Source organism: Kitasatospora sp. NPDC088264 (genome assembly GCF_040685715.1).
Taxonomy (GTDB): domain Bacteria; phylum Actinomycetota; class Actinomycetes; order Streptomycetales; family Streptomycetaceae; genus Kitasatospora.
The window spans coordinates 20,037-45,162 of sequence record NZ_JBFBIR010000031.1 but is presented as its reverse complement, the minus strand read 5'-3'; the positions used below and the strand labels follow the sequence as shown (position 1 = coordinate 45,162).

Annotated in this window: 22 protein-coding genes; 4 read left to right on the top strand and 18 right to left on the bottom strand. The window is 72.7% G+C overall.

Annotated elements, in window-relative coordinates; translation table 11 throughout:
- Nucleotides 1-8: 8 nt before the first annotated feature.
- On the bottom strand, nt 9-1,781 hold the full coding sequence (locus tag AB0O82_RS23350; protein ID WP_363585874.1) for an ABC transporter ATP-binding protein: 1,773 nt from the start codon (nt 1,779-1,781) through the stop codon (nt 9-11).
- Between the two features lie 467 nt (nt 1,782-2,248).
- On the opposite strand from AB0O82_RS23350, the gene AB0O82_RS23345 reads away from it, so the two are divergent.
- Nucleotides 2,249-3,112 (top strand): aldo/keto reductase, encoded by an 864-nt coding sequence (locus tag AB0O82_RS23345; protein WP_063350106.1) that lies wholly within the window; start codon nt 2,249-2,251, stop codon nt 3,110-3,112.
- Nucleotides 3,113-3,354: 242 nt separating this feature from the next.
- Here AB0O82_RS23345 and AB0O82_RS23340 read toward each other — a convergent pair whose 3' ends face one another.
- Nucleotides 3,355-4,251: a MarR family winged helix-turn-helix transcriptional regulator gene (locus tag AB0O82_RS23340; RefSeq protein ID WP_363585873.1), complete on the bottom strand. Its 897-nt coding sequence runs from the start codon at nt 4,249-4,251 to the stop codon at nt 3,355-3,357.
- A 375-nt stretch (nt 4,252-4,626) separates the two neighbouring features.
- Here AB0O82_RS23340 and fabG point away from each other — a divergent pair, with 375 nt between their 5' ends.
- A complete protein-coding gene (gene fabG, locus AB0O82_RS23335; protein ID WP_363585872.1) occupies nt 4,627-5,394 on the top strand; it encodes a 3-oxoacyl-ACP reductase FabG in 768 nt (255 codons plus the stop codon).
- A 231-nt stretch (nt 5,395-5,625) separates the two neighbouring features.
- Entirely contained in the window at nt 5,626-6,393 is a 768-nt protein-coding gene (locus AB0O82_RS23330) for a phosphatase PAP2 family protein (RefSeq protein ID WP_363585871.1), read from the top strand.
- A 32-nt stretch (nt 6,394-6,425) separates the two neighbouring features.
- Here the strand turns inward: AB0O82_RS23330 and AB0O82_RS23325 are convergent, their stop codons facing one another.
- Complete coding sequence (locus AB0O82_RS23325) at nt 6,426-6,626, bottom strand: I78 family peptidase inhibitor (protein WP_063350104.1); 201 nt, start codon at nt 6,624-6,626, stop codon at nt 6,426-6,428.
- 77 nt (nt 6,627-6,703) lie between these two features.
- Between AB0O82_RS23325 and AB0O82_RS23320 the strand changes: the two genes are divergently transcribed.
- A complete protein-coding gene (locus AB0O82_RS23320) occupies nt 6,704-6,979 on the top strand; it encodes a DUF6343 family protein (protein ID WP_363585870.1) in 276 nt (91 codons plus the stop codon).
- 116 nt (nt 6,980-7,095) lie between these two features.
- Here AB0O82_RS23320 and AB0O82_RS23315 read toward each other — a convergent pair whose 3' ends face one another.
- The 15 genes from AB0O82_RS23315 to AB0O82_RS23245 form a co-directional block, all read right to left on the bottom strand.
- Complete coding sequence (locus tag AB0O82_RS23315) at nt 7,096-8,505, bottom strand: aspartate aminotransferase family protein (RefSeq protein WP_363585869.1); 1,410 nt, start codon at nt 8,503-8,505, stop codon at nt 7,096-7,098.
- A complete protein-coding gene (gene dxs / locus AB0O82_RS23310; RefSeq protein WP_363585868.1) occupies nt 8,495-10,405 on the bottom strand; it encodes a 1-deoxy-D-xylulose-5-phosphate synthase in 1,911 nt (636 codons plus the stop codon). The genes AB0O82_RS23315 and dxs overlap by 11 nt, the downstream gene beginning before the upstream one ends.
- A 126-nt stretch (nt 10,406-10,531) precedes the next feature.
- Nucleotides 10,532-11,560 (bottom strand): adenosyl-hopene transferase HpnH, encoded by a 1,029-nt coding sequence (gene hpnH, locus AB0O82_RS23305; RefSeq protein ID WP_063350100.1) that lies wholly within the window; start codon nt 11,558-11,560, stop codon nt 10,532-10,534.
- Between the two features lie 2 nt (nt 11,561-11,562).
- Nucleotides 11,563-12,243: a 1-hydroxy-2-methyl-2-butenyl 4-diphosphate reductase gene (locus AB0O82_RS23300; RefSeq protein WP_350875555.1), complete on the bottom strand. Its 681-nt coding sequence runs from the start codon at nt 12,241-12,243 to the stop codon at nt 11,563-11,565.
- A complete protein-coding gene (gene shc / locus AB0O82_RS23295) occupies nt 12,240-14,324 on the bottom strand; it encodes a squalene--hopene cyclase (RefSeq protein WP_363585867.1) in 2,085 nt (694 codons plus the stop codon). The genes AB0O82_RS23300 and shc overlap by 4 nt, the downstream gene beginning before the upstream one ends.
- Nucleotides 14,325-14,331: 7 nt before the next feature.
- Nucleotides 14,332-15,363 (bottom strand): polyprenyl synthetase family protein, encoded by a 1,032-nt coding sequence (locus tag AB0O82_RS23290; RefSeq protein ID WP_363585904.1) that lies wholly within the window; start codon nt 15,361-15,363, stop codon nt 14,332-14,334.
- Nucleotides 15,364-15,641: 278 nt separating this feature from the next.
- Nucleotides 15,642-17,078 (bottom strand): hydroxysqualene dehydroxylase HpnE, encoded by a 1,437-nt coding sequence (gene hpnE / locus AB0O82_RS23285; RefSeq protein ID WP_363585866.1) that lies wholly within the window; start codon nt 17,076-17,078, stop codon nt 15,642-15,644.
- Nucleotides 17,079-17,220: 142 nt separating this feature from the next.
- Nucleotides 17,221-18,078, bottom strand: a complete 858-nt coding sequence (gene hpnD, locus AB0O82_RS23280) for a presqualene diphosphate synthase HpnD (RefSeq protein WP_350875695.1) — start codon at nt 18,076-18,078, stop codon at nt 17,221-17,223.
- A 41-nt stretch (nt 18,079-18,119) separates the two neighbouring features.
- Nucleotides 18,120-19,067 (bottom strand): squalene synthase HpnC, encoded by a 948-nt coding sequence (gene hpnC / locus AB0O82_RS23275; RefSeq protein ID WP_363585865.1) that lies wholly within the window; start codon nt 19,065-19,067, stop codon nt 18,120-18,122.
- Between the two features lie 291 nt (nt 19,068-19,358).
- Nucleotides 19,359-20,168, bottom strand: coding sequence for an ABC transporter ATP-binding protein (locus tag AB0O82_RS23270; protein ID WP_350875547.1), 810 nt, complete (start codon nt 20,166-20,168; stop codon nt 19,359-19,361).
- Nucleotides 20,161-21,102 carry an ABC transporter permease gene (locus AB0O82_RS23265; RefSeq protein WP_363585864.1) on the bottom strand — a complete coding sequence of 314 codons (942 nt, stop codon included), beginning with the start codon at nt 21,100-21,102 and terminating at the stop codon, nt 20,161-20,163. The genes AB0O82_RS23270 and AB0O82_RS23265 overlap by 8 nt, the downstream gene beginning before the upstream one ends.
- A gap of 136 nt (nt 21,103-21,238) precedes the next feature.
- On the bottom strand, nt 21,239-22,138 hold the full coding sequence (locus tag AB0O82_RS23260; RefSeq protein ID WP_363585863.1) for a glycosyltransferase: 900 nt from the start codon (nt 22,136-22,138) through the stop codon (nt 21,239-21,241).
- Nucleotides 22,135-22,872: a CDP-alcohol phosphatidyltransferase family protein gene (locus tag AB0O82_RS23255; RefSeq protein WP_363585903.1), complete on the bottom strand. Its 738-nt coding sequence runs from the start codon at nt 22,870-22,872 to the stop codon at nt 22,135-22,137. Before AB0O82_RS23255 ends, AB0O82_RS23260 begins: the two co-directional genes overlap by 4 nt.
- A 91-nt stretch (nt 22,873-22,963) precedes the next feature.
- Nucleotides 22,964-24,025 (bottom strand): iron-containing alcohol dehydrogenase family protein, encoded by a 1,062-nt coding sequence (locus tag AB0O82_RS23250; RefSeq protein WP_063350092.1) that lies wholly within the window; start codon nt 24,023-24,025, stop codon nt 22,964-22,966.
- Nucleotides 24,013-24,768, bottom strand: coding sequence for a phosphocholine cytidylyltransferase family protein (locus AB0O82_RS23245; protein ID WP_363367292.1), 756 nt, complete (start codon nt 24,766-24,768; stop codon nt 24,013-24,015). The genes AB0O82_RS23250 and AB0O82_RS23245 overlap by 13 nt, the downstream gene beginning before the upstream one ends.
- Between the last annotated feature and the right edge of the window lie 358 nt (nt 24,769-25,126).

Here is a 25,126-nt window from a genome sequence, read left to right as displayed (position 1 = left end):
GCGGCCGCTCATACCGGCTCCCCCACCGGTTCCGGCTGCTCTTCGCGGGTGACCACGGCCCGGTAGGCCGGCTCGGTCCGCATCAGGTCGCGGTGCCGCCCGGCCACGGCCGCCCGGCCGTCGCGCAGCAGCACCACCCGGTCCGCCTGGTCGAGCAGCAGCGGGCTGGTCGCGAAGAGCACCGTGGTGCGCCCCGCCCGGGTGTCCCGCAGTCCGGTGGCGATCCTGGACTCGGTGTGGGCGTCCACCGCGCTGGTCGGCTCGTCCAGGACGAGGACCGGCGGGTCGGCCAGCAGCGCACGGGCCAGGGCGAGTCGCTGGCGCTGCCCGCCGGACAGCGAGCGCCCGCGCTCGGTGATCCGGGCGAGCATCGCGTCGCCCTCGCACTCCGGCGAGCCGTCCACCAGAGCCTCCAGCACGTCGTCGGACCGGGCGGCGGCCAGCGCCTCGGCCACCGAGACCCGCCCCGAGGACGGGATGTCGAACAGCCCGGCCAGGGTGCCGGAGAGCAGCACCGGCTCCTTGTCGTGGACCAGCACCGCCGCCCTGGCCTCGGCCAGCGGTACCGCGTCCAGCTCCGTCCCGCCGAGCCGGACGGAGGGCTGCTCCGGCTCGTCGCCGGCGGCCGGGACGTGCCCGCCGAGCCGCCCGGCGAGCGCCCCGGCGAAGTCCGGGTCCCCGCAGACGACTGCGGTCAGCTCCCCGGCCCGCGCGGTCAGCCCGGTCGCCGGGTCGAACAGGTCGGCGTTCCCCGGCTTGTTCAGCGAGGCCTCGGCCACGCCGCTGGTACGGCTGAGCGAGAGCACCCGGACGGCGCGCCCGGCGGAGACCCGGGCGACGCTCCAGGCGTGTGCGGCCTCGCCCAGGATCCGCAGCGGCGCCGCGAGGAAGGCGGTGGCGCCGTACACGGCGATCAGGGTGCCGACGGCGAGTTCGCCCGCGGCCGCCTGCCGGGCGCCGTACCACGTCACCCCGATCACGAACAGGCCCGGCAACAGGACCTGTTGGGCCTGCATCAGCGACCAGAGCCGGGCCGATCGGACGGCCGCGGCCCGGACCTTCTGGGAGGCGGCCCGGTACCGGTCGAGGAACAGCTCCTCGCCGCCGATGCCGCGCAGCACCCGCAGCCCCGCCACGGTGTCGGCGGCCAGCTCGGTGGCCTTGCCGCCGAGCGTGCGCTGCTGCTCGTACCGCCGCTCGAACGGCCCGATCAGCGGCCAGACGGCGGCTGCCAGCACCGGGATGCCGAGCAGCACCCCGACCCCGAGCACCGGTTCGACGACCAGCACGGCCGAGCTGACGGCCAGCCAGACGATCACCGCGGCCCGGACCCGGGCGACGAGTTCGACGTACCAGCCGATCCGCTCGACGTCCCCGCTGCCGACCGCGACGACCTCGCCGGTGGCGATCCGGCAGGACAGCCCGGCGCCCAGGTGCGAGGCCTGCCGGGCCACCAGCTGCCGCACGTGGCACGCCGCGTGGATCCAGTTCCAGACCGCCTGGCGGTGCAGCAGCACGGCACCGAGCGCGGACAGCACGGCGAGCGCCACCGCGAGGGCGCCGGCCCGCCAGATCCCGGCGGCCTCGCCGTCGACGGCGGCCTGCACGCCCCACCCGAGCGGTATCGGCAGCGCCGCCTGGCCGCCCATCTCCAGCAGCGCCCAGCAGGTGGCGAGCACCTGCCCGCGCCGCTGGCCGCGCTGGAGCCAGCGCAGGAAGGCCAGGGGTGAGGAGAGGTCGGGACTGCCGGGGTCGGCCAACGGCAGGGGGGTGAGCAGCATGACGCTCCGATACAGGAGGGTGCGGGACGGCACTGGAGGGTGCTGGAGGGTGCTGGAGGGTGCGAACAGGCGTGAGCGGACACGCCGGGAGAAGGTCACGAGCCGGAGGCGCGGGTCTCGCGGCACGGCGGGCCCGGCTCGCGCGAACGACGGAAGCCGGACGGCGGCGGGCGACAGCGCGGCACCTCGCCCCGGCGGCATCGGCGCGTCCGGAGCGGCGCCGGACGGGACGGCCGGGCGTAGGCGGGAAGGGCATGAAGGGCCCGGATCTCAGGAGGTCATGGCCGCGAGCCTGCCAACCCCGATGTGATCCGCGCAACAGGTTTTTTGGCTACCCGGCCCCTGAATCCCCGCCGCAGCGGGCCTCCGGCCCCGCAAGATTCCCCCGAACGGCGGGAACAATCCCGCCCGGGTGCCAGTTGCCCCTTTCTGGAATCACACGGACGACCAGGAGGGCACCCCTTCCCGTGAGCAACATCCCCAACGTCACGCTGAACGACGGCGCGCAGATCCCGCAGCTCGGATTCGGCGTGTGGCAGGTCCCGGACGACGAGGCCACGGCCGCCGTCCGCACCGCGATCGAGGCGGGCTACCGCTCCATCGACACCGCGGCCATCTACGAGAACGAGGCCGGCACCGGCCAGGCGATCACCGAGGCCCTGGCCGGCGGCGTGGCCCGCGAGGACCTCTACATCACCACCAAGCTGTGGAACTCGGGCACCCGCGACTGGTCGGGCGAGCAGGGCCGCGACGCCGTCCTGCGCGAGTTCGACGCGTCGCTGGCCAAGCTCGGCCTCGACTACGTCGACCTCTACCTGATCCACTGGCCGCGCCCGAAGCACGGCAGCTACCTGAACGTCTGGAAGGCCTTCGAGCAGCTGAAGGCGGACGGCCGGGTCAAGTCGGTCGGCGTCTCCAACTTCGGGCCCGAGCAGCTCACCCGGCTGCTCGACGAGACCTCGGTCGTCCCGGTGCTGAACCAGGTCGAGCTGCACCCGTACTTCCCGCAGACCGAGCTGCGCGCCTTCCACGCCCAGCACGGCATCGCCACCGAGGCCTGGAGCCCGCTGGGCCAGGGCAAGGAGCTGCTCGCCGAGCCGGCGCTGGCGAAGATCGCCGAGAAGCACGGCCGCACGGTCGCCCAGGTGGTGCTCCGCTGGCACCTGCAGAGCGGCGTGATCGCGATCCCGAAGTCGGTCACCCCCGCCCGCATCCGGGAGAACCTGGACGTCGCCGGCTTCGAGCTGGACGCCGAGGACCTCGCCGCGATCGCCGGTGTCGCCACCGGCACGCGGATCGGTCCGGACCCGCAGGAGTTCGACTGGAACTGACGGCACCCGCCGTCCGACTTCTCTGACGAGCGGTCATGTCGAACGACCGCCCACCCCGATCAGGGGTGGGCGGTCTTCGGTGTGCCACGATCCGCCGGCGCCAACGAGCAACGGCCTCCGGCGGGTCAGGCCACCAACGCCTTGAGCCGCCAACTCCTTGAACCACCAACGCCTCAAGCCCTCAACACACCGGGCCTTCCGTACGTTGGCGAATCGTTTTGGCTGGCGCTCAAAGGATCCCTCTAGAGCCGCGCCGCCTTGCCGAGGAGCGCCAGCGCGGGCCCGTGCTCACCCTCGTCCAGCGGGGCGAGCAGCAGCCGCTGGACCTCGGCCACGCCGGCCGTCGAACGGTGCAGCAGGTCCTGGCCCGCCGGCGAGAGCGACAGCAGGTTGCGGCGCCCGTCCGAGGGGTCGCGCCGGCGCTGCACCAGACCGCGGCGCACCAGCCGGCTGACCATCTCGGCCATCGTCGCCTTGTCCAGCGAGGCCAGCTCACCGACCGTACGCTGGTCGGCGCCCGGCTCCAGTTCCAGCGCGTCCAGCACCGCGTACTGCGGAGCCGTCAGCTCCGCACCGACGTGCTCCGACCAGAGTTTGGTGTGCACCTGCTGGCCCACCCTGATCAGGTAGCCGATCGCCCGCTGCGCGTCCAGTGTCGGCCGCGCGTCGGAGAACACGGCGACCGCGGCGGGCTCCAGCCTGGCTATCTTGGCCATCACCCGCACGATCTCCACCTGCTCCTCCGCCGTCAGCGGCTCGAACAGGGTGCGCTGCACGCGGACCACACCACCGGTGGCCTCACGCACCGCCTGGGCACCGCTCTGCGAGAGCGCGAGCAGTTTTCGCCGGCCGTCGGCCGGGTCACGCCTTCGCAGCACCAAGCCGCGGCGGACCAGCCGCGCGACCATCTCCGCCATCGTCGCCTTGTCCAGCGAGGCTCGCTCGCCGACCGTCCGCTGGTCGGCACCCGGTTCGAGGGCCAGGACCAGCAGAACGGCGAACTGCGGAGCCGTGAGATCGGCTCCGACATGCTCGGACCACAGCCTGGTGTGAACCTGCTGTGCAACGCGAATCAGGTGTCCGGGCGACTGTTGCAGTCGCGCGGACACGCGGGTCGTCGGGATCTCCCCCAGCACCATGTATCCGTCCCGATGTCACACCCGGTGTGTGTGGGACACCCGGGTGGGGCAGTAACGGCGAGTGGGCGTCCAGCTATGAGGGAGGGCGCTCCAGCCGTGCAGCCGGTGGCTGCTGGCGGACACTATACAAACGGCGGGCCCTTGCTGGCAGGCAGGGGCGGATAGTAGACGCAGGTTCGGCAACATTGGCATATTTACGCGGCCGCCACGCCCTCTCGGTAACCCGTTCTCAGTAGAAAGCCGACCGGTCGGTCCTTACCGACCGTCACGTGCGGCTCTCCGACCCTGTTCGCCCTCCCTACTCGCGGGTAGGGTGTGGCCACCCTCCCCGGGGCGCTCCCCGCGGAGACCACCCCGAGAGAGACGAGAGCGCGCATGACCGAGCAGAGCACCGCCCCCCGGGTCGCCGTCGTCACCGGCGCCGCCCGCGGCCTGGGCGCCGCCACCGCCGTGCAACTGGCCGCCGACGGCTACGCCGTGGCCGTCCTCGACCTGGACGAGACCGCCGGGAAGGACACCGTCGACCGGATCACCGCGGCCGGCGGGCGGGCCCTGGCCGTGGGCGCCGACGTCTCGGACGCCGACCAGGTGCAGGCCGCCGTCGACCGGGTGGCCGCCGAACTCGGCGCCCCCGTCGTGCTGGTCAACAATGCGGGCGTGCTCCGCGACAACCTGCTCTTCAAGATGTCCGAGTCCGACTGGGACACGGTCATGAACGTCCACCTGCGCGGGGCCTTCCTGATGACCCGCGCGGTGCAGAAGCACATGGTGGACGCCGGTTTCGGCCGCATCGTCAACCTGTCCTCCTCCTCCGCCCAGGGCAACCGCGGTCAGGCCAACTACTCGGCCGCCAAGGCCGGTCTGCAGGGCTTCACCAAGACTTTGGCCATTGAGCTGGGCAAGTTCGGCATCACCGCCAACGCCGTGGCGCCCGGCTTCATCGCCACCGACATGACCGCGGCCACCGCCGCCCGGGTCGACATGGACTTCGAAGACTTCAAGCGGGCTGCGGCCTCCCAGATCCCGGTCCAGCGGGTCGGCCTGCCTGAGGACGTCGCCCACACCATCTCCTTCCTCGCGAGCGAGGGCGCCGGCTTCGTCTCCGGGCAGGTGATCTACGTCGCGGGCGGCCCCCTCGACTGAGCACGGAACCTACACAGGGTTACCACGGAGTGGGAAGCCGGCCGCACCGACCTCCCACTCCGTTTTCTTTACCGGGGCTTTTGCAGAATCATTCGAACACCACACTGGCATTCGATCCGAGAATCACGGAAATCACTCCCCGGGCGGACCTCTCCCCGCCAATTGTCGATTTCACGGGAAAATGACAAATCCCTCCGGAATAGCCCCGGCCGGATGGGTAAGGTCACCCCCGTGCAAGCCCCGAGTACCCCCGCGCCCTATCCCAACCAGGGGCCGGAGCAGCTCACCACCACCCACCGCGAGCGCCCGAGCCCCGAACGAGTCCACCGCCGCGAGCCCGGCTGGCCGCCGATGAGCCGCCGACAGGCCGCCCTGCTCGCCGTGACCTGCGTCGCCTACCTGCTGGTCCTGGCCGGTGTCCTGCTCAACACCGCCCTGGTCGACCTCGACTGGTCGGTCCGGCTGTTCCGCCCCTACGACCACTGGCCCAGCCTGGAACCGCTGCTCGACACCTGGGTGGTCGCCGGGCAACGCGGCCCCTCCGCCATCGCCGCCTTCGTCTGGCTCGGCTGGCGCGCGCACCGGCTGGGGCGGCTGCGCCCGCTGCTGGTGATGGCCGTCGCGCTGCTGCTGCTCAACGTCACGGTCGGCGCGGTCAAGATCGTCACCGGCCGGCTCGGCCCGCACTACGCCCAGTACGTCGGCTCGCCCGAACTGTTCTCCGGCGGCACCATCTTCCCGTCCGGTCACACCGCCAACGCGGTCGTCACCTGGGGCGTGCTCGCCTACCTCGCGGTCCGCTGGCGGCGCACCGGCGCGGTGATCGCCGCCGCCACCGCCTGCTCGATCGGCCTGACCACGCTCTACCTGGGCACCCACTGGGTCACCGACGTGCTGGCCGGCTGGGCCGCCGGACTGCTGGTGCTGCTCTCGCTGCCGCTGCTGGAGCCGATGGTCGTCGCCGCCGAACAGCGGTTGGCCCGGCGGCCGGGCCACTGAGCCCGCACGCCAAGACCACCGGGAGGACGGCCCTACCCCTCCCAGCTGCGCTCGACCACGCCGTCGCGCACCGCGAGGTTGAGCCGGCCCTCACGGTGGTCCATGGTCATCATCGCCCCCGGCTCCAGAACCCGGACCGAGGCCCAGCCGTGCCGCCGGGCCAGCTCCCGGGCCCGTTCGATCCGCAGCCCCGCGTAGCCCTCGGCGTCCGCCGCCGCGTCCGACCCCGTCATCGCGTCTCCCCCGCTCTCCCCCACGGACGTACGCTGGAATCGTAGCCCCCACCCGCGCGGCCCGGAGGTGAACGGCCATGCGCACCACCACCCCGCGACGGCCGTGGCGCAGCGGCACCGAGCCGGCCACCGCCCGCAGCGACCTCAAGCTCCGCTACCTGCTGTCGCTCACCTTCACACCGCTGTTCGCGCTCGCGACGGCGGGCTTCGCGATCTGGGCGGCGGCCTCCCCCGCCAACGGCGCCCCCAGCCAGGGGACCCTGACCGGCTTCGCCGTCGCCTGCGGTCTGCTCACCCTGTTCGCCACCGTCGATCTCATCGTGGTCATCCGGCGCCGCCGGACCGAGCTCTGACACGGTGTCTCCCACGGAGTGGGAAGTCGGCCCGGCCGACTTCCCACTCCCGGGGCACTTCCGCAACACTTCCGCACCGCCACCGAGCACCCACCCAGAGCCGGCCCGGAACCGGCTCAGCGGCTGCCGACCGCCTGCTTCACCAGCGTCCGCCCGAAGTCCCACATCAGCCCGCTCCCCCGGTGAGCGTCATCCATGATGTCGGTGAAGGCGTCCACGAACCGGTCGACGTCGCGCTCCGTGATGATCAGCGGCGGGATCAGCTTGATCACCTCCAGGTGGTCACCGGACACCTGGGTCAGGATCCGGTGCCGCTGGAGCAGCGGGACGACCACCATCTGGGCGAACAGCCCCTTGCGCGCGGCTTGCAGGGCCGTCCAGCCGGTGCGCAGCTTGAGCGACTTGGGCCGGCCGAACTCGATGCCGATCATCAGCCCCCGGCCGCGCACCTCGGCGAGCAGCTCGTACCGGTCGACCAGCGCGGCCAGCCGCTCGCGCAACTGGTCGCCGACCTGACGCGCGTTCTCCACCACCTTCTCCTCGCGCATCACCTCCAGGGTCGCCAGGCCGGCCGCCATCGCCTGGGCGTTGGCGCCGAAGCTGGCCGAGTGCACCAGCACCCGGTCCATCGAGGAGTACACCTTCTCGAAGATCCAGCTCTTGCCGAGCGTCGCCCCGACCGGCACGTAGCCGCCGGAGAGCGCCTTGGCCGCGCAGACCAGGTCGGGCAGCACGCCCTCCTCGTGCTGGTAGGCGAAGAACTCGCCGGTACGGCCGATCCCGGTCTGCACCTCGTCGCAGATCAGCAGCGCCCTGTGCTCGTGCAGCAGGGCCTGCGCGGCGCGCAGCCAGCCGGGCGGCGGCGCCAGGACGCCCTTGCCCTGGATCGGCTCGACGATCAGGGCCGCGACGTCGCCGCGCTTCAGCTCCTTGGCCAGCGCGCCGAGGTCGCCGAGCGGGATGGCGGTGTCCGGCAATAGCGGGTCGAAGCCCTTGCGGAAACCGCTCTCCCCGTTGACGGAGAGCGAGCCGGTGGTCAGCCCGTGGAAGGCGTGGTCGGCGTACAGGACGCGCCTGCGGCCGGTGGCGTACCGGGCGAACTTGAGCGCGGTCTCCACCGCCTCGGTGCCGCTGTTGCCGAAGAACACCCGGTCCAGCCCGGGCGCGTACGAGAGCAGCCGCTCGGCGAGCAGCCCGGGCAGCGGCGAGCAGTCGAAGCGGACCAGGTCCGGCAGGTCGAGGTCCATCACCTGCTGGATCGCCGACCGCACGACCGGGTGGTGGCGGCCCAGCGCGAAGATGCCGAAGCCGGCCAGCATGTCGAGGTACTCGTTGCCCTCGGCGTCGTAGAAGTACGGGCCCTTGGCGCGCTCGTAGTACTTGTCGAACCCGATGGTGTGCAGCATGCGCGGCAGCTGCGGGTTGAGGTGGCGGCCGTGCAGCTCGTACCGCTCGGCGCCGCGTTCGGCGATCAGCGCGGCGAGGTCGAAGCTGGCGGCGGCGGTGCGGTCGGGGTCAGCCGGCATGGCGCTGGTTCGCTCCTCGGTTCGGTAGCAGGTTCTTGGCGAAGACGGCGGTCTGCGCGGCGACTCCGGTGCCGGTCAGGCCGGTCTCCTCCAGGATCTCCCCGCGGGCGGCGTGGCCGAGGAACTCCTGCGGCAGGCCGAGCACCCGCACCGGCACGTCCACGTCGGCGTCGCGCAGCGCCTGGGCGACGGCGGCGCCGACGCCACCGGTGCGGCCGTTGTCCTCGACGGTGACGACCAGCCGGTGGGCGGCGGCCAGTTCCGGCAGGGCCGGGTCGACCGGTTTGACCCAGCGGGGGTCGACGACGGTCGCGGTGAAGCCCTCGGCGAGCAGCAGCCGGGCGGCGTCCAGGCAGGCGGCGGCGGTGGTGCCGACCGCGACCAGGAGGATCTCCGACGGCCGGCCGGTGCGCAGCAGGACGTCCATCCCGCCGATCCGCTCGACGGCCGGCACGGCGGGCCCGATGGTGGCCTTGGGGAAGCGGACCACGGTGGGGGCGTCCGCGACCTCGACGGCCTCGCGCAGCTGGGCCCGCAGCTGGTCGGCGTCGCGCGGGGCGGCGAGCCTGAGGCCCGGGACGACCTGCAGGATCGACATGTCCCACATGCCGTTGTGCGAGGCGCCGTCGCTGCCGGTGACCCCGGAGCGGTCGAGGACGAAGGTGACACCGAGCCGGTGCAGGGCGACGTCCATCAGGACCTGGTCGAAGGCCCGGTTCAGGAAGGTCGCGTAGACGGCGACGACCGGGTGCAGGCCGCCGGTGGCGAGGCCGGCGGCGGAGGTGACGGCGTGCTGCTCGGCGATGCCGACGTCGAAGGTGCGTTCCGGGAAGGCCTTGGCGAAGCGGGCCAGGCCCACCGGTTGGAGCATGGCCGCGGTGATCGCCACCAGGTCGGGCCGCTCGGCGCCGAGCGCGACCAGCTCGTCGCCGAACACCGAGGTCCAGGACACTCCGCCGCTGGGCGAGATCGGCAGGCAGGTGTACGGGTCGATCGGGTTGACGGCGTGGAAGCGGTCGGCCTCGTCCTGTTCGGCGGGCCGGTAGCCGCGTCCCTTGACGGTGAGGCAGTGCACGATGACGGGGCCGCCGAAGTTGCGCGCCTGGCGCAGCGCCTGTTCGACGGCGCCGAGGTCGTGGCCGTCGATCGGCCCGAGGTACTTCAGCCCGAGGTCCTCGAACATGCCCTGTGGCGCGAAGGCGTCCTTGAAGCCCTTCTTGGCCCCGTGCAGCGCGTCGAAGATCGGCTGGCCGACGAGCGGGGTGCGCTGCAGCGCACCTTTGCCGAGGGCGAGGAAGCGTTCGTACCCCTGGGTGGTGCGCAGGGTGGCCAGGTGGTTGGCGAGGCCGCCGATGGTCCTGGCGTAGGAGCGCTCGTTGTCGTTGACGACGATGACCAGCGGCCGGTCGCGGGCCTCGGCGATGTTGTTGAGCGCCTCCCAGGCGAGCCCGCCGGTGAGCGCGCCGTCGCCGATCACCGCGACGGTGTGCCGGTCGTGCTGGCCGAGCAGTCGGGCGGCCTTGGCGAGGCCGTCGGCGTAGGACAGGGCGGTGGAGGCGTGCGAGTTCTCGACCAGGTCGTGTTCGGACTCGCCGCGCGAGGGGTAGCCGGAGAGCCCGCCCTTCATCCGCAGCCGGGAGAAGTCCTGGCGGCCGGTGAGCAGTTTGTGGACGTAGCTCTGGTGACCGGTGTCGAAGACGATCCGGTCGTACGGGGAGTCGAAGACCCGGTGCAGGGCGATGGTCAGCTCGACCACGCCGAGGTTGGGCCCGAGGTGTCCGCCGGTGCGGGTGACGGCGTCGATCAGGAACGCGCGGATCTCGTCGGCGAGCAGCGGGAGTTCGACCGCCGGAAGCTTTCGCAGTTCGGCCGGGGACGTGACGCTGGAGAGCAGTGACATGGGTACACCTCACGACTCGGAGTGGTGCGGTGGTGCCGCCGCCCGGCGGGAGCGGGGCCGGCCCGGGCGCGGGGCCCGGGCCGGACGGGGTGTCCTCGGGAGCGGTGGCGCGGTCGAACGACCGGCTCAGTGGCCGCGGTTGGCGCCGATGGTCTCGGTGATGGCGCGCAGCGACTCCTTGAGCGAGCCCATGGTGGCGAGTACGGCGGTCGGCTCGTAGCCGCAGTGCGCCATGCAGTTGGCGCAGCGCGGGTCCTTGCCGCGGCCGTACTTGCTCCAGTCGGTCTTCTCGACGAGTTCGCGGTAGGTGGGCACGTAGCCGTCGGCCATCAGGTAGCAGGGCCGCTGCCAGCCGAACAGCGAGTAGTTGGGGATGCCCCAGGGGGTGCACTCGAAGTCGGCCTTGCCCTCCAGGAAGTCCAGGAAGAGCGGGCTGTGGTTGAGCCGCCAGCGGCTCCGGTTGCCGCCGGCGAAGGCCTTGCGGAAGAGCTCCCGGGTCTGGTCGACGCCGAGGAAGTGCTCCTGGTCGGGGGCCTTCTCGTAGGCGTAGGCCGGGGAGATCATCATCTCGTCGACCTTGAGCTCGTCGTTGAGGAAGTCCAGCACCTCGATGATGGTCTGCGGGGTGTCGGTGTTGAAGAAGGTGCTGTTGGTGGTGACCCGGAAGCCGCGCCGCTTGGCCTCCTTGATCGCCGCCACCGCCTCGTCGAAGGTGCCCTCCTTGGCCACCGACTCGTCGTGCCGCTCGCGCATGCCGTCGATGTGCACGGCGAAGGTGAAGTACGGCGAGGGCTTGAACTTGTCCATCTTCTTGCGCATCAGCAGCGCGTTGGTGCAGAGGAAGACGTACTTGCGGCGCTCGACGAGCTGGCGGACGATCTCGTCGATCTGCGGGTGCATCAGTGGCTCGCCGCCGGCGATCGAGACCATCGGGGCACCCGACTCCAGGACCGCGCCGACCGCCTGGGCCACCGGCATCCGCTGCTTCAGCACACCCGCCGGGTGCTGGATCTTGCCACAGCCCTCACAGGCGAGGTTGCAGGCGAACAGCGGCTCCAGTTCGACGATCAGCGGGAACTTGTCCCGGCGCTTGAGCAGCTTCTGCTGCATGAGGTAGGTGCCGACCCGCACGGTCTGGCGCAACGGCATGGCCATGGCTAGCTCGCCTCCTGGGGGAGCGTCGAGGATGTGGGGTGGTTCAGGTCCGCGGGGCCGGGCCGGGACTCCTGCCGGTACCAGTCGACCAGGGCGGGTACCGCCGCCCGCAGGGTCCGCCAGGCACGCACCCCCGCCGGGAGGGTTCCGAGCCGCAGCAGTTCGCGCTCGGGGGTGTCCACGACCACCCGCAGGACGGCGGCGGGCAGCGTCGGCCGCCGTTCCCGCAGCGCGGCCAGCACGGCGGCGGCCTCCATGTCGACGGCGAGCGCGCCCTGGAGGTGCAGGGCCCGCCGTTCGAGGCCGCGGACGACGTGGTCGGCGGTGTGGTGCACCCCGGCGTGCGCGGTCAGGCCGAGCTCCTTGAGGGCCCTGGCGAGCTCCGGTCCGGAGTCGACGGGGTACAGGTGCCCCTCCGCGTCGCGCACGCCGTCGGCGACCACGATGTCGCCCGGCAGCACGCCCGGACCGACCGCGGCGCCGAAGCCGGCCACCACGACCGCGCCGTAGCCGCCGGGGGCGGAGCCGAGCAGCCGGCGGACGGTCAGCGCGGCCCGCCGCCGGCCCATGCCGGTGCGCACCAGCACCGGCGGCCCGCCGGCCGCGCCGCGCCAGTCGCCGCCGCGCAGCGCCCAGACCTCGGGGCCCAGCGCGCAGAGCACCAGCAGCGGTGCGGTGGTCACCGCGCCGCCCCGATCGCCGGGGTGTCGCCGTTCCTGCCGCCGAAGGCGGGGCTGCCGTGCAGGTAGCGGCCGAGCGCGGTGACCGGGAAGACCAACCGGTACAGGTGGTAGTTGATGGAGAAGTCCCACGGGAAGCCGGTGCCGGTGAACTGCGGCTCGTCCCAGGTGCCCTCGGGCAGCTGGGTGCGCACCAGCCAGTCCACGCCGCGTTCCACCGCCGGGTTGGGCCGGCCGTCCGGGCCCTCCCCGGCCGCGAGCAGCGCCATCAGCGCCCACGCGGTCTGCGAGGCGGTGGAGTCGCCGCGCCCGGCCCAGCGGGCCGGGTCCTCGTAGGAGCGCATGTCCTCGCCCCAGCCGCCGTCGGTGTTCTGCCGGTCCTCCAGCCAGCGGACGGCCCGCCGGATCGCCGGGTGCTCGTCCGGGACGCCGGCCGCGACCAGGGCGGGCAGCACCGAGCCGGTGCCGTAGATGTAGTTGGTGCCCCAGCGGCCGAACCAGGAGCCGTCCGCCTCCTGGTTGTGCAGCAGCCACTCGACGCCGCGCCGGGTGCGCCGGTCGCGGGCCCGGCCGGTCTCGGCGAGCATCTCCACCACGTGGGCGGTGACGTCGGCGGACGGCGGGTCGACCACCTCGCCGAAGTCGCAGAACGGCAGCTTGTTGGGCAGCGTGCTGGTGTTGTCGACGTCGAAGGCGCCCCAGGCCCCGTTCTTGGACTGCATGCCGAGGTTCCAGAGCACGCCGCGGTCCATCGCCGCATCGACCTTGGCCGGGTCGGGGTGGTCGACCCGGCCCAGCGCGAGCACCACCTCGGCGGTGTCGTCGATGTCGGGGTAGGTGTCGTTCTCGAACTCGAAGGCCCAGCCGCCGGGGGCCAGCGAGGGCCGCTGGACGGACCAGTCGCCGTCCTTGCGGATCTCCTCGCCGAGCATCCAGTCGACGGCCGAGACCAGCGCCGGGTGGTCGGCCGGCAGCCCGGCGTCGACCAGCGCGATGGTGGCCAGGCAGGTGTCCCAGACCGGGGACTGGCAGGCCTCCAGCCAGCGGCGGCCGTCCTCGGTGTGCACGGTGAAGCGGTCGAAGGAGGAGAGTCCGGCCTTCATCACCGGGTGCTCCAGCTCGTAGCCCTCCAGGTGCAGGGCGATCAGCGAGTACACGGCCGGCGGCTGGATGCCGCCCCAGCAGCCGTCGGCCTCCTGCCGTTCGACGATCCAGCGGCAGGCCTGGGAGACGGCGAGCCGGCGTAGCGGGCGCAGGGCGCGGTGGTGGTAGGCGTGCAGGACCTTGTCGAGGCGCTCGAAGAGGCCGTCCCAGCTGGTGGCGGGGGCGAGCGGCCGGTCGGGGTAGGGGTGGTCCGGGTCGGTGTGCAGCTCGGTGAGCGGGAAGGGCGCCGGACGGACGGGGCGGTGGGCCGAGACGACGGTCAGCGGGACGATGGTCTGGCGGGCCCAGCAGCCGAAGGCGTAGATGTTCAGCGGCAGCCACTTGGGCAGGAAGATGATCTCGGGCGGCATCTCGGGGAGCCGTTCCCACGGCCACCAGCCGAAGAGCGCGAGCCAGATCCGGGTGAAGACCCGGGCGGCCGCGATGCCCCCGGCGGAGCGGACGTACCGCGCGGCGGCCACCATGTGCGGGGCCTCGGGGTCGTCGCCGGCGAGTTTGAGGGCGACGTACGCCTCGACGGTGGTGGACAGTTCGGCCGGCCCTCCGTGGAAGGTGGCCCAGGTGCCGTCCTCCCGTTGCTGGGACCGGATCCACTCGGCGGTGGCCTTGGTCTGGTCCTCGGTCCGGATCCCGAGGAACTGCCGCAGCAGTAAGTCCTCGGCGTCCATCGTGACGTTGGTCTCCAGGTCGCCCTTCCACCAGCCCTCGGAGCTCTGCAGCGAGAGCAGGTGGGTGGTGGCACGGGCCAGGGCCTCCTGCGCGTCGGCCGCTCCGAGGTCCGCCTCACCGGCCGGCCGGAGCTGGTCGGTGTCTTCGGGCTGCCACCGCCCGGCGCCCAGCAGGGTCGGGGGGCGGTCGCCCACCGCGACCGGCTCGGAATCGTACTCAGGGTCGAGCCGGCCGTCCGCGGTTGCTGTCAACGTAACGTCACCTCTCTCGTACCACCACGAATTCGGCGAGTGCGACGAAGTGCTCGCGCACCTCGTCGGACATGGGCACCTCGTCCAGGGCGGCGAGGGCAGTCGTGTGCTGGCGGCGGGCTTCCTCCTGGGTCCAGGCGCGGCCGCCGGCCTCTTCGATCAGCGCGGCCCGGGCGGCGAGCTCGGGCTCGCCCTCCTCGCCGCGGCCCTTCGGGTCGGCCAGCTGCTCGGCGAGCCGGCGCGAGGCCGCGCCGCCCTCGGCCAACGCGGCGGCGACCGGCAGGGACTTCTTGCGCTGGCGCAGATCGCCCCAGTGCGGCTTGCCGGTGACCTCGGTGGCGCCCCAGATGCCGAGCAGGTCGTCCACCGCCTGGAAGGCCAGGCCCAGGTGGTGGCCGTAGCGCTCGAGCGGTTCGGAGACCTTGTCGTCGGCCCCGGCCAGGACGGCGCCGATCGCCGAGGCGGCCGCCAGCAGCGCCGCGGTCTTGCCGCCCTCCATCTCCAGGCACTCGGCGACGGTGACGCTGTCGCGCTGTTCGAAGGCGACGTCCATGGCCTGGCCGTCGATCAGTCGGCGGGTCGCCGTGGTGAGCAGCCGGACGGCCCGCGCGGCGTCGGTGGGGCTCGTACCGCCGGGCACCGCGGCGTCGAGCAGCACCTCCGTGCCGAGCGTCGCCAGGGCGTCGCCGACCAGGATCGCCTGAGCCGGACCGAAGACCGTCCAGGCGGTGGCCCGGTGCCGCCGGGTCTCGTCACCGTCCATCAGATCATCATGGAGCAGGGAGAAGTTGTGCACCAGTTCAACCGCGACCCCGCCCGGCACGCCGACCTCGGCGGCGGCGCCGGTGGCCCGGGCGGAGAGCAGGGCCAGGGCGGGGCGCACGGCCTTGCCGCCGTCGCCCTTGGACGGAGTGCCGTCCCGGTCGATCCAGCCGAAGTGGTACGCGGCGACGGTGTCCATCGGTGCGGCCAAACGGGCGACGGCGGACCGTAGCGGCGGGGTGCAGAGCGTGCGGCTGCGGGCCAGCAGCTCCGGCACCGAGACCGGTTCGGCGTGCGCCGTGCCTCCGACGGCGCTGCCGGTGCGTGACTCCACGTGCGTTCCCTCTCCCTCGTGGTGCCGGACCGCCCGGGGCTGCCGGGTGCTTGCGCTGTCGGTGCGGCTGGTGTCGATGTGGCCGGTGTCGGTGCGGCTCGGGTCGGTGCGGCTGGTGCCGGTGTCACCGCTGTCAGTGCCGCCGGTGCGGCCGGTGTCGTTCCCGCCGCGGTCGACGGGAGGCCCGCCGGCTCTGGCGGGGTCCCCGGCGGCGCCCGCCGTCACCGGGGCCACCTCCCGTCGCCCCGGTCCACCGGGAGCCGGCTGCCGGCCGCGGCGAGCGCCGCGTCGGCCGCGGCGTGGCCGCTGCGCACGGCCCCCTCCATGGTCGCGGGCCAGCCGGTGGCCGTCCACGCGCCGGCCAGCAAGAGGCCGGGGACGTCCGTGCGGGCCGACGGGCGCAGCAGCGCGCTGCCGGGCGCCGGGTCGAAGGTGGCGGTGCGCTCACGGGTGACGAAGAAGTCCAGCACCTCGGCCCCGGCGGCGGCCGGGAGCAGTCGCGCCAGCTCCGGCAGGTACCGGCGGCGCAGCTCCGCGACCGGCAGGTCGATCTCGTCCTGGACGGCGGACTGCGAGAGCGCCAGGTACTGGACTCCGGGGTGGGCCCGGCCGAGCCCGGTGCCGGCCAGGCCGGAGTGCGCGGTGCGGTCGAAGACCCACTGCACCGGGGAGCCGAGGGCGGCGAAGAACGGCCGCCGCAGCACCTTGCGGTCGTAGACCACGTGCACGTTGAGGATCGGCGCGGTGCCGAAGTCGGCCAGCCGGTCCTGGCCGGGGAGGGCGTTCGGGGGCAGCAGGGCGGCCGCGCTGTCCTGGGCGCCGGCCAGCACGACGGTCTCGGCGGCGAGCGGCTCCGCGTCGCCTTCCAGATGGACGGCGTGCTGGGGCACCGCCGGCTTGAGCTCCGCGACGCGGGCGCGCAGCAGCACCTTCACGCCGGCGCGTTCCAGCTCGGCGAGCGCCCGGTCGTGGTGGATCACGCCGAGCGGGACGGCGGCCGTGCCGATGTCGGAGGCGCCCGGGTCGGAGAGCAGGCCGGTCTTGAAGACCATCGCCGCCAGCGCCAGCGACACCTGGTCGGCCCGGGCGTTCAGGGTGGCGACGCCGACCAGGTCCCAGAGCGCGGCGAGGGTGTTCGCGTTCTGCCCGTTGCGGCGCAGCCACTCGCCGAAGGAGATCTCGTCCAGTGCCGGGTCGGCGAGGTCCAGGCCCTGGAGCGCCAGCGCGCCGCGGACCACCCGGGCGCGGTCGGCCGGCCCGAGGTGCGGGTAGCGGGCGAGGCTGCCGGCCAGGTGCAGCGGGACGGGCAGGCCGGCCCGGCGCAGCCGCCCGAGGGTGCGCACCGGGGCCGCGTCCGGCCCGGAGACGGAGAGCACCGGGACGTCCAGCCGGTCCTGCAGGTGGACCAGCCGGGCGGCGCCGAGCCGCTCCAGCAGGCCGCGGTAGGCGGTGCAGCAGCGCAGGTACACGTGCTGGCCGTTGTCGACGGTCAGCTCGCCGCGCTGGAAGGAGAACGCCAGCCCGCCGAGCCTGGGCCGCCCCTCGACCAGCGTGACCCGGTGGTCGGCCTCGGCCAGCCGCAGCGCGGCGGTGATCCCGGCCAGGCCGCCGCCGACCACAACGGCGGCCGGGCGCGCGGCATCGGCTCGCCCGGTCATCGGCCCTCCCCCTCGCGATTGCTGGACCGCCCTGCGGCGGTCGCTCCGGCCGGCACGCTCGTGACCGGCCCGGTCGTGGTCAACACTGCCCTGCCCGCTTGTGATTCCCCGCTGACACAGCGTGACAGAACTGCGGTGAGAATCAAGAACGCCCCCCGGCGAGCCCGGAAAGCGCGACGTACGCCTTCTCCCAGCCCGGCAGCGAGACCCGGCCGCGCAGTACGGACTCGGGGTCGGCGGCGATCCGGCCGAGCAGCCGGTGGTAGATCCCCGCCATCGCGGCGGTGCAGGCCCGGCTGCGGCGGTCGAGCATGGGCAGCAGCCGCAGGCCCTCCTCGAAGGCGGCCTGGGCGCGGGCGGCCTCGAAGGCCACCAGGCCGGTGAAGTCGGCGCCGACCGGCGGCCTGGGCAGCGCGAAGCCCTGCTCGCAGCCGAACCGGGCCAGGTCCTCGGCGGGCAGGTAGGTGCGGCCGTTCAGGGCGTCCTCGCGCAGGTCGCGCAGGATGTTGGTGAGCTGCAGGGCCAGGCCCAGGGTGTCCGCGTAGCCCGCGCCGCGCTCGGGGTCGTCGCAGCCGTACACGCCGAGCGAGAGCCGGCCGACCGAGCCGGCCACGCAGCGGCAGTAGACCTTCAGTTCCTCGTAGGTCTGGTACTCGGCGCCCTTGAGGTCCATCTCGACGCCGTCGATCAGTTCGTCGAAGCCGCCGAGCGGGATCGGGAAGCGCCGGGCCGCGTCGGCCAGGGCGACCTTGATCGGGTCGGTGTCGTCCTCGGCGACCGCCCCGGCGCGGACCTCGTCCACCAGTTCCCGGGTGCGCACCAGCGCCTCGGCCTTGCGGTCGGACGGGAGGTCCCCGTCGCCGATGTCGTCGACCCGGCGGGCCAGGGCGTACAGGGCCGACATGGCCAGCCGCTTGGGTTCGGGCAGCAACCGGATGCCGTAGCTGAAGTTGCGTGCCTGAAGTCCGGTGACTGCCTCGCAGTACCGGTACGCCGCCATGACCTGGGCCGACGCCAGTGGTGATGCCGCCACTCGGGCGTTCACCTTCCCTTCGCGAAGATGGCCGCCGCCTTCGCTGCGAGGCGGCGCTTGTCAGGCTTCGCCTGCTGCGCGAGCACGTCGTACCCGGCGTCCTCGATGGCCGCCAGGGCCGCGTACCCGCCGGCGGTGAATCCCGCCAGGAGCAGTCGAAGCCTCCCCCGAACCGTACCTACCAATGGCGCGCCGCGGTCGAGCAGGGTGCGGGCCCGCTGCACCTCGAAGGCGATCAGCTCGCGCACCGGGCCGCCGGCGGTGGGAGCGGCGAGGTCCGCCTCGGTGACGCCGAACCGGGCGAGGTCCTCGGCGGGGAGGTAGATCCGCCCGTGGGCGAGGTCCTCGGCGACGTCCTGAAGGTGTTCGACCACCTGGAGGGCGCTGCAGATCGCGTCGGACAGCTCGATCCGCTCGGGGGTGGAGACGCCGGCGATGGCCAGCACCAGGCGGCCGACCGGGTCGGCGGAGAGGGTGCAGTAGCCGATCAGGTCGTCGTAGCCGGCGTAGCGGGTGGTGGTCTGGTCCACCCGGTTGGCCTCGATCAGGCGGCGGAACGGCTCCGGGGTGAGCCCGTGCCGGTCGACCAGCGGCACGAGGCTGCGCAGCAGCGGGTGGCGGGGGCCCTCGGCGGCTCCCGGGTGGAACGCCGCCTCGAAGACCCGGTCGAGATCGTGCTCCAGTCCGTCCAGCAGTGCGAGGCGGAAGGCGACCTGCCGCGGAGTCGGCGGGCCGGACTGGGCCGAAGGGGTGGCGGGAGGCGTGGCCTCGACCCCGAGCAGGGCGGCGGTGGCGGCCGGATCGGCCAGGTCGCCGTCGCCGGCGTCGTCGACCAGCCGGGCGTAGCCGTAGACGGCCATCAGGTCGTCGCGCCAGGCCGCGGGCAGGAAGAACGGGGCGACCGGGAAGTTCTCCGCGCCCGCCTTGTCCAGGGTCTCCCCCGCGGAGCGGTTCACCGACGTATCTCTGGGCTGGGCCGAAGCCGACACTGCTGTCACTCCCCCGTTCTACACCGCTGGGCATCACCGGCCCGACTCGGACACGCGTCCGAGCGGGGGCGCCACCTCCGGCACACCGCCCCCGCGCATACAGCCTGACACCACGGGGCGCGCCGGAGAAGAGCGCCCCGCCCGGCGCACGGGGGCGCTCACCCCCGCGGCGGCGGGCCACCCGGGGTACCGGCGGGGGCGCACGAACAGGGGGCCGGCCCCGGAAACCCCGGAACCGGCCCCCTGGACGGCCTGCGGTTACGGGCGCTCGCCGCGCTCGTAGCGGCCGACGACCTCTTCGGTCGGGCCGTCCATGATCAGCTCGCCGGCCTCGATCCAGATCGTCCGCTCGCAGACCTCGCGGATCGAGCTGTTGTCGTGGCTGACCAGGAAGACCGTACCGGCGGACTTGCGCAGTTCGTCGATCCGCTTCTTGCTGCGCTGCTGGAACGCCTGGTCGCCGGTGGCCAGCGCCTCGTCGATCAGCAGCACGTCGTGGGTCTTCGCGGCGGCGATGGCGAAGCGCAGGCGGGCGCCCATGCCGGAGGAGTACGTGCGCATCGGCAGCGAGATGAAGTCGCCCTTCTCGTTGATGCCGGAGAACTCGACGATGTCCTGGTAGCGGCTGCGCACGTCGGCCGGCGCCATGCCCATCGCCAGGCAGCCGAGGATGACGTTGCGCTCACCGGTGAGCTCGTTCATCAGCGCCGCGTTCACGCCCAGCAGCGAGGGCTGGCCGTTGGTGTAGATGCCGCCCTTCTCGGTCGGCAGCAGGCCCGCGATCGCGGCCAGCATGGTCGACTTGCCGGAGCCGTTGGAGCCGATCAGGCCGATCGCCTCGCCCTTGTAGGCGGTGAAGCTGACGCCGCGCACGGCGTGCACCTCGCGCACGCCCGCGGAGCGCTTGCGGCTGATGATGCGGCTCAGCGCCGAGGTGGCGCTGCCCTTGCCGGAGCCGGCGCCGTGCACCCGGTAGACGATGTGCACGTCGTCGACGACGACGGTGGGCTCGCGGGCGACGTCCGCGTCCCGGATGGTGTCCAGCTTGCTCAGTTCGACGTCAGCCACGGCCGTACTCCTCCTCGGCCTTCCAGAAGAAGACGTATCCGATCACGAACATCACGACCGCCCACCCGATGGCGTAGGTCCACTGGTGGTGCGGAAGTACCTGGTGCTGGGGCTGGTGCGGGTTGTAGATGATCGGCGCGAAGGCGTGCCGGAGCAGGTCCATGTAGACCGACGCCGGGTTGAGGGACATCAGCGTCTGGATGTAGTCCGGCCATTCCTTGATCTTGTCCTCGATGCTGAACATCACGCCGGACAGGAACATCCAGGCCCGCATCACGAAGGGGATCAGCTGGGAGATGTCGCTGGTCTTGGAGCCGAGCCGCGCCATGACCAGGGCGATGCCCGTGTTGAACATCATCTGCAGCAGCAGGGCCGGGATGATCAGCAGCCAGGTCCGGCCCGGCTTGATGCCGCTGACCAGCACGGTGCCGACCAGCACCACCATCGAGATCAGCAGCTGCTGGAGCTGGATCACGGTGAACGCGATCGGCAGCGAGGCCCGGGGGAAGTGCAGCGCCCGGATCAGCCCGAGGTTGTCGGCGATCGCCCGGGTGCCGGACTGCACCGCGTTCTGGGTGAACTGGAAGACGAAGACGCCGATGCAGAGCCAGGCGATGTAGGTGTCCGGCGGGAAGTTGTCCTTGCTCTTCAGGATCACACCGAAGACCAGGTAGAACACCGCGCAGTTCAGCAGCGGCGTCACGACCTGCCACAGCTGGCCGAGCTTGGCGTCGGTGTACTGGGCCACCAGGCGGGCGGTGGCGAAGGCCCAGATGAAGTGGCGCCGGGCCCAGAGCTGCTTGGTGTAGGAGATCAGGCCGGGCCGCCTGCCGCTCACGGCCAGGCCGTACTTGTCCGCAAGCTGCTTGGGGGTCAGGCCCGCGTCCACCCCCCTGGGGGATGAGAGGCTGACGGGTTCACTCACTGTCGACACATTCGTCCTTCACGCGGGATCGGTCGGGGCGGCCGGTCGACGGGGGTCCGCCGGCCTTGCGCCGATGGGGATCCACTGGATCACGGGGAGAGTCCGGCCGGTGTGTGGTCACCGGCCGCAGCGATCGATCATTCGATCAGATGACCGGTGGCCGGCCCAGCCTGGTCAATCGCCAAACGGTACGCCATCGCATGGGCCGCCGCGGACCGCAGGGTTCGCGCCAGCCCGCCCGGAACCCGCCCCACCAGGCCTTCAGCGCCTCCGAGGAGGGGCGGCGGGCCAGGGTCAGCAGGAACCAGGTTCCCAGATAGAGAGGCACCAACAGGGCCGGAAGGTTCCGTCTGGCGAGCCAAACCCTGTTACGGGCAATGTTGTGGAAGTAGGTGGCGTGCCGGGCGGGCGAGGTCGTCGGGTGGTGCAGCACCACGTCCGCGCGGTAGTCGATGGCCCAGCCGGCGTCCGCCGCGCGCCACGCGAGGTCGGTCTCCTCGTGGGCGTAGAAGAACTCCGCGGGCAACTGCCCGGCCTGCTCGAACACCGCGCAGCGCACGGCGGTCGCGCCACCCAGGAAGGTGGTCACCCGGGACGAGCGCAGCGGGTCGCTGGCGCGCAGCCGGGGGACGTGCCGGCGCTGGGTCACGCCGGTGTCGGGGTCGGCGATCCGGAAGGCCACGATGCCCAGCTCCGGGTCGGCGGTGAAGGCCTCGCGCAGCAGGCGGGCCGAGTCGGTGCGCGGCAGGTGCCCGTCGTCGTCCAGGAAGAGGACGGCGTCCACGTCCCGGCCGTCGCGGCCGAACAGCTCGATGCCGACGTTGCGCCCGCCCGGGATGCCGAGATTCTCCGGCAGCTCGACGCTGCGCACGCCCTCCGGCAGCGGCGGCAGCTGGGCGCCCTGGCCCACCACGGCCAGCTCGACCGCCGCGCCCTCCTGGGCGCGCACCGATTCGATCAGGGCGGCCAGTTCCTCGGGGCGGTTGCCCATGGTGATGATGACGGCTCCGAGGCGGAAGCTCTCCGCGCTGGTCGGGGCGCTCATCGCAGCCTGCTGGAGAGGACGATGCTCAGCAGGTGCAGCACGGTCTGCAGCATGGCGATCGCCGCCAGCGCCACCACCGCGACCCGGGTGAAGAACAGCCCGCCGTGGACGGCGTCGGCGATCCCGGCCGCGAGGATCAGCAGCGAGGCCTCGACCGCACCGACCAGTCGGTGGAACTTCAGGAAGGAGGCCGCCCGGCGGGCCTTGGCCACCGAGGACGAGCGCGGCACCGAGGCGCTGTCCTCGACCGCCGTCAGGCCGCTGCGGGCCCGGGCCACGTCCACCAGGTCCGTCTCGGACTTGATCAGGATCGCGCCGAGCGCGGCCAGCGTGCCCAGGAACGCCCACTCCCAGTGCGAGCCGCCGCCCTCGCGGTGCAGCAGGTCGGTGGCGCGCAGGCCCAGCCCCGTGAGCAGGGCCGCCTCGGACATGTAGTGGCCGACCCGGTCCAGGTAGACGCCGGTGAGCGAGGTCTGCCGGCGCCAGCGGGCCACCTCGCCGTCCACGCAGTCCAGCAGCAGGTAGACCTGGATCAGCAGGGCCCCCAGGACCGCGCCCGCGATGCCCGGCACGACCAGCGCGGCGCCGGCCAGGACGCCGGTGAACATCATCAGGTACGTCAGGCCGTTCGGCGTGATCGCCGTCACGGTGGAGAGCACGCGGGTGATCCGCAGCGAGATCCGCCGCATGTACAGGCGCCCGGCCCAGTGCTCGGCGCTGCGGCGCTGGAGCATGCCCTCCGGGTGGATCACCGCGCGCAGTTCCTCGATCGAGGGCCGGCGGGTCAGGTCCACCGGGGGCCGCTCGGCGCCCGCGGTGGAGGGGTCAGCTGTTGACGGCTTGGACATAGTCGGCGTACGCGTCCCTGATTGCTGAGGGGGAGAGGTCGAGGTGCTCAAGGATGGTGAAGCGCCCCGGGCGGGTGTTCGGAGCGTAGTGCACCGCGTCGGTGAACTCCGCCTCGGTGAAGCCGATCTGAGCTGCGGTCACCGGCAGCCCGTGGCTCGCCAGGCGCTCCACGATCAGACCGGTCAGCTCGCGCTCGCCCCGCAGGAAGCTGGCGAACGCGGCGCCGAGGCCGACCTGTTCGCCGTGCTGGGCGGAACGCTTGGGGTACAGCACGTCCAGGGCATGCGAGATCTCGTGGCAGGCGCCCGAGGAAGGCCGGGTGCTGCCCGCGATGTTCATCGCGATGCCGGACAGTACCAGGGCTTCCGCGAGGGCCGTGAGGAGGTCCTGATCCTGAGTGTTACCTGGGTGCCGCAGCAGGTTCTCGCCGGCCGAGCGGGCCATCGCCACGGCCAGGCCGTCCACCGGCTCGCCGGTGACCGCGTGCGACAACTCCCAGTCCGCGCAGGCGGAGATGTTGGAGACCACGTCGCCGATGCCGGCTGCCACGAAACGCGGCGGGGCCTGCCGGATCACATCCAGGTCGACGATGATGCCGATCGGGCTGGGCACCCCGTAGGAGCCGCGGCCGGCGTCGTTGTCGAGCGTGGAGACCGGCGAACAGATGCCGTCGTGGGCCAGGTTGGTGGCGACCGCGACCAGCGGCAGTCCGACCCGGGCGGCGGCGTACTTGGCGGCGTCGATGATCTTGCCACCGCCGAGGCCGACCATCGCGTCGTAGTGCCCGCCGCGCACCGACTCGGCCAGGCGCACCGCGCTGTCCAGGCTGCCGTCGTCCACGTTGTACCAGTCGGCGCCGGGCAGGGCCGGCTCCAGGCGCCGGCGCATCGCCGCTCCCGAGCCGTTGCTGATCGCCACCGCGATCCGGCCCGAGGCGGACAGCCGCTGGTCGGCGAGGATGCCGCCGAGCGCGTCCAGCGCGCCCGGGCGGACCTCGACGAACAGCGGCGACGGAACCAGCCGGGTCAGTACTGGCACGCGATCTCCCGCGCCTTCGCCAGGTCGTCGTGGTTGTCGACCTCGACCCAGGAGACCTCGCCGATCGGCTGCACGTCGATCCGCAGGCCGCGGTTGACCATCTCCTGGTAGCCGTCCTCGTAGTACAGCTGCGGGTCGCGCTCGTAGGTGGCGCGCAGCGCGTCGGTCAGGTCGACGGCGGCGGCGGGGTTGATCACGGTGACGCCGATGTACTCGCCGGTGGCCTCGGTCGGGTCCATCAGCTTGGTGATGCGGCGCATGCCGGCGGCCGGGTCGACGACGACCTTCATCTCCTCGTCGGCGAGCTTCTTCACCGTGTCGAGGGCCAGCAGGATGCCGGGGGCGGTGCCGGCCTCGACGAGGCGCTGGTTGCCCTCCAGCATGGTGCGCTGCACGGACGCCGGGTGCACGGTGTCGCCGTTGGCCAGCAGCAGGCCCTCGGCGAAGAGCTCGCGGGCGCACCAGAGCGAGTACGCGTTGTTCCACTCCTCGGCCTTGTCGTTCTCGACCAGGTGGAGCTTGACGCCGTACTTGCTCTCCAGGGCGTCCTTGCGGTCGTACACCGCCTCCTTGCGGTAGCCGACGACGATCGCCGCCTCGCGGATGCCGACCTCGGCGAAGTTGCCGAGGGTGAGGTCCAGCACGGTCCGCTCCCCGTCGACCGGCACCAGCGCCTTGGGCAGGGTGTCGGTGTACGGGCGCAGCCGGCGGCCGGCGCCGGCTGCCAGAACGAGGCCGATCATGCGGGGTCTCCTGATCCGTCGTGCGGTGCGCGGGGCGGTGCGCGCGGGGTGCCGGGGCACCGGCTTTCCGTCCGGCCGGGCCGCGAATCGGCGCGCCGGTGCCGCCGCGAGTGCGGGCACCGTGCCGTAAGCGATGGTAGGCGACCCGGGCGGCCGGCCCGAACGCGGCCGGGGGCTGCGAGGTGACGGGAGGGTGGCGAAGGAGTGATCGAACGCGCGGGCGAGGCAACGATCGAACGCGAGGGGAACGGATACCGAACAGTCCTGCTATTCCGATGACCCTTCCGGGAACGTATCGGGCCCATCTCTGCCCGGAATCGACCTGCCGACGGTCATGATCCGCCCGGTTGTGCGTGGG

Coding starts and splice junctions, on each gene's coding strand:
- AB0O82_RS23350 (WP_363585874.1), bottom strand. CDS start 1,781: ATGCTGCTCACCCCCCTGCCGTTGGCCGACCCCGGCAGTCCCGACCTC.
- AB0O82_RS23340 (WP_363585873.1), bottom strand. CDS start 4,251: ATGGTGCTGGGGGAGATCCCGACGACCCGCGTGTCCGCGCGACTGCAA.
- fabG (WP_363585872.1), top strand. CDS start 4,627: ATGACCGAGCAGAGCACCGCCCCCCGGGTCGCCGTCGTCACCGGCGCC.
- AB0O82_RS23325 (WP_063350104.1), bottom strand. CDS start 6,626: ATGACGGGGTCGGACGCGGCGGCGGACGCCGAGGGCTACGCGGGGCTG.
- AB0O82_RS23320 (WP_363585870.1), top strand. CDS start 6,704: ATGCGCACCACCACCCCGCGACGGCCGTGGCGCAGCGGCACCGAGCCG.
- AB0O82_RS23315 (WP_363585869.1), bottom strand. CDS start 8,505: ATGCCGGCTGACCCCGACCGCACCGCCGCCGCCAGCTTCGACCTCGCC.
- dxs (WP_363585868.1), bottom strand. CDS start 10,405: ATGTCACTGCTCTCCAGCGTCACGTCCCCGGCCGAACTGCGAAAGCTT.
- hpnH (WP_063350100.1), bottom strand. CDS start 11,560: ATGGCCATGCCGTTGCGCCAGACCGTGCGGGTCGGCACCTACCTCATG.
- hpnE (WP_363585866.1), bottom strand. CDS start 17,078: ATGACCGGGCGAGCCGATGCCGCGCGCCCGGCCGCCGTTGTGGTCGGC.
- hpnD (WP_350875695.1), bottom strand. CDS start 18,078: ATGGCGGCGTACCGGTACTGCGAGGCAGTCACCGGACTTCAGGCACGC.
- AB0O82_RS23260 (WP_363585863.1), bottom strand. CDS start 22,138: ATGAGCGCCCCGACCAGCGCGGAGAGCTTCCGCCTCGGAGCCGTCATC.
- AB0O82_RS23255 (WP_363585903.1), bottom strand. CDS start 22,872: ATGCTCCAGCGCCGCAGCGCCGAGCACTGGGCCGGGCGCCTGTACATG.
- AB0O82_RS23245 (WP_363367292.1), bottom strand. CDS start 24,768: ATGATCGGCCTCGTTCTGGCAGCCGGCGCCGGCCGCCGGCTGCGCCCG.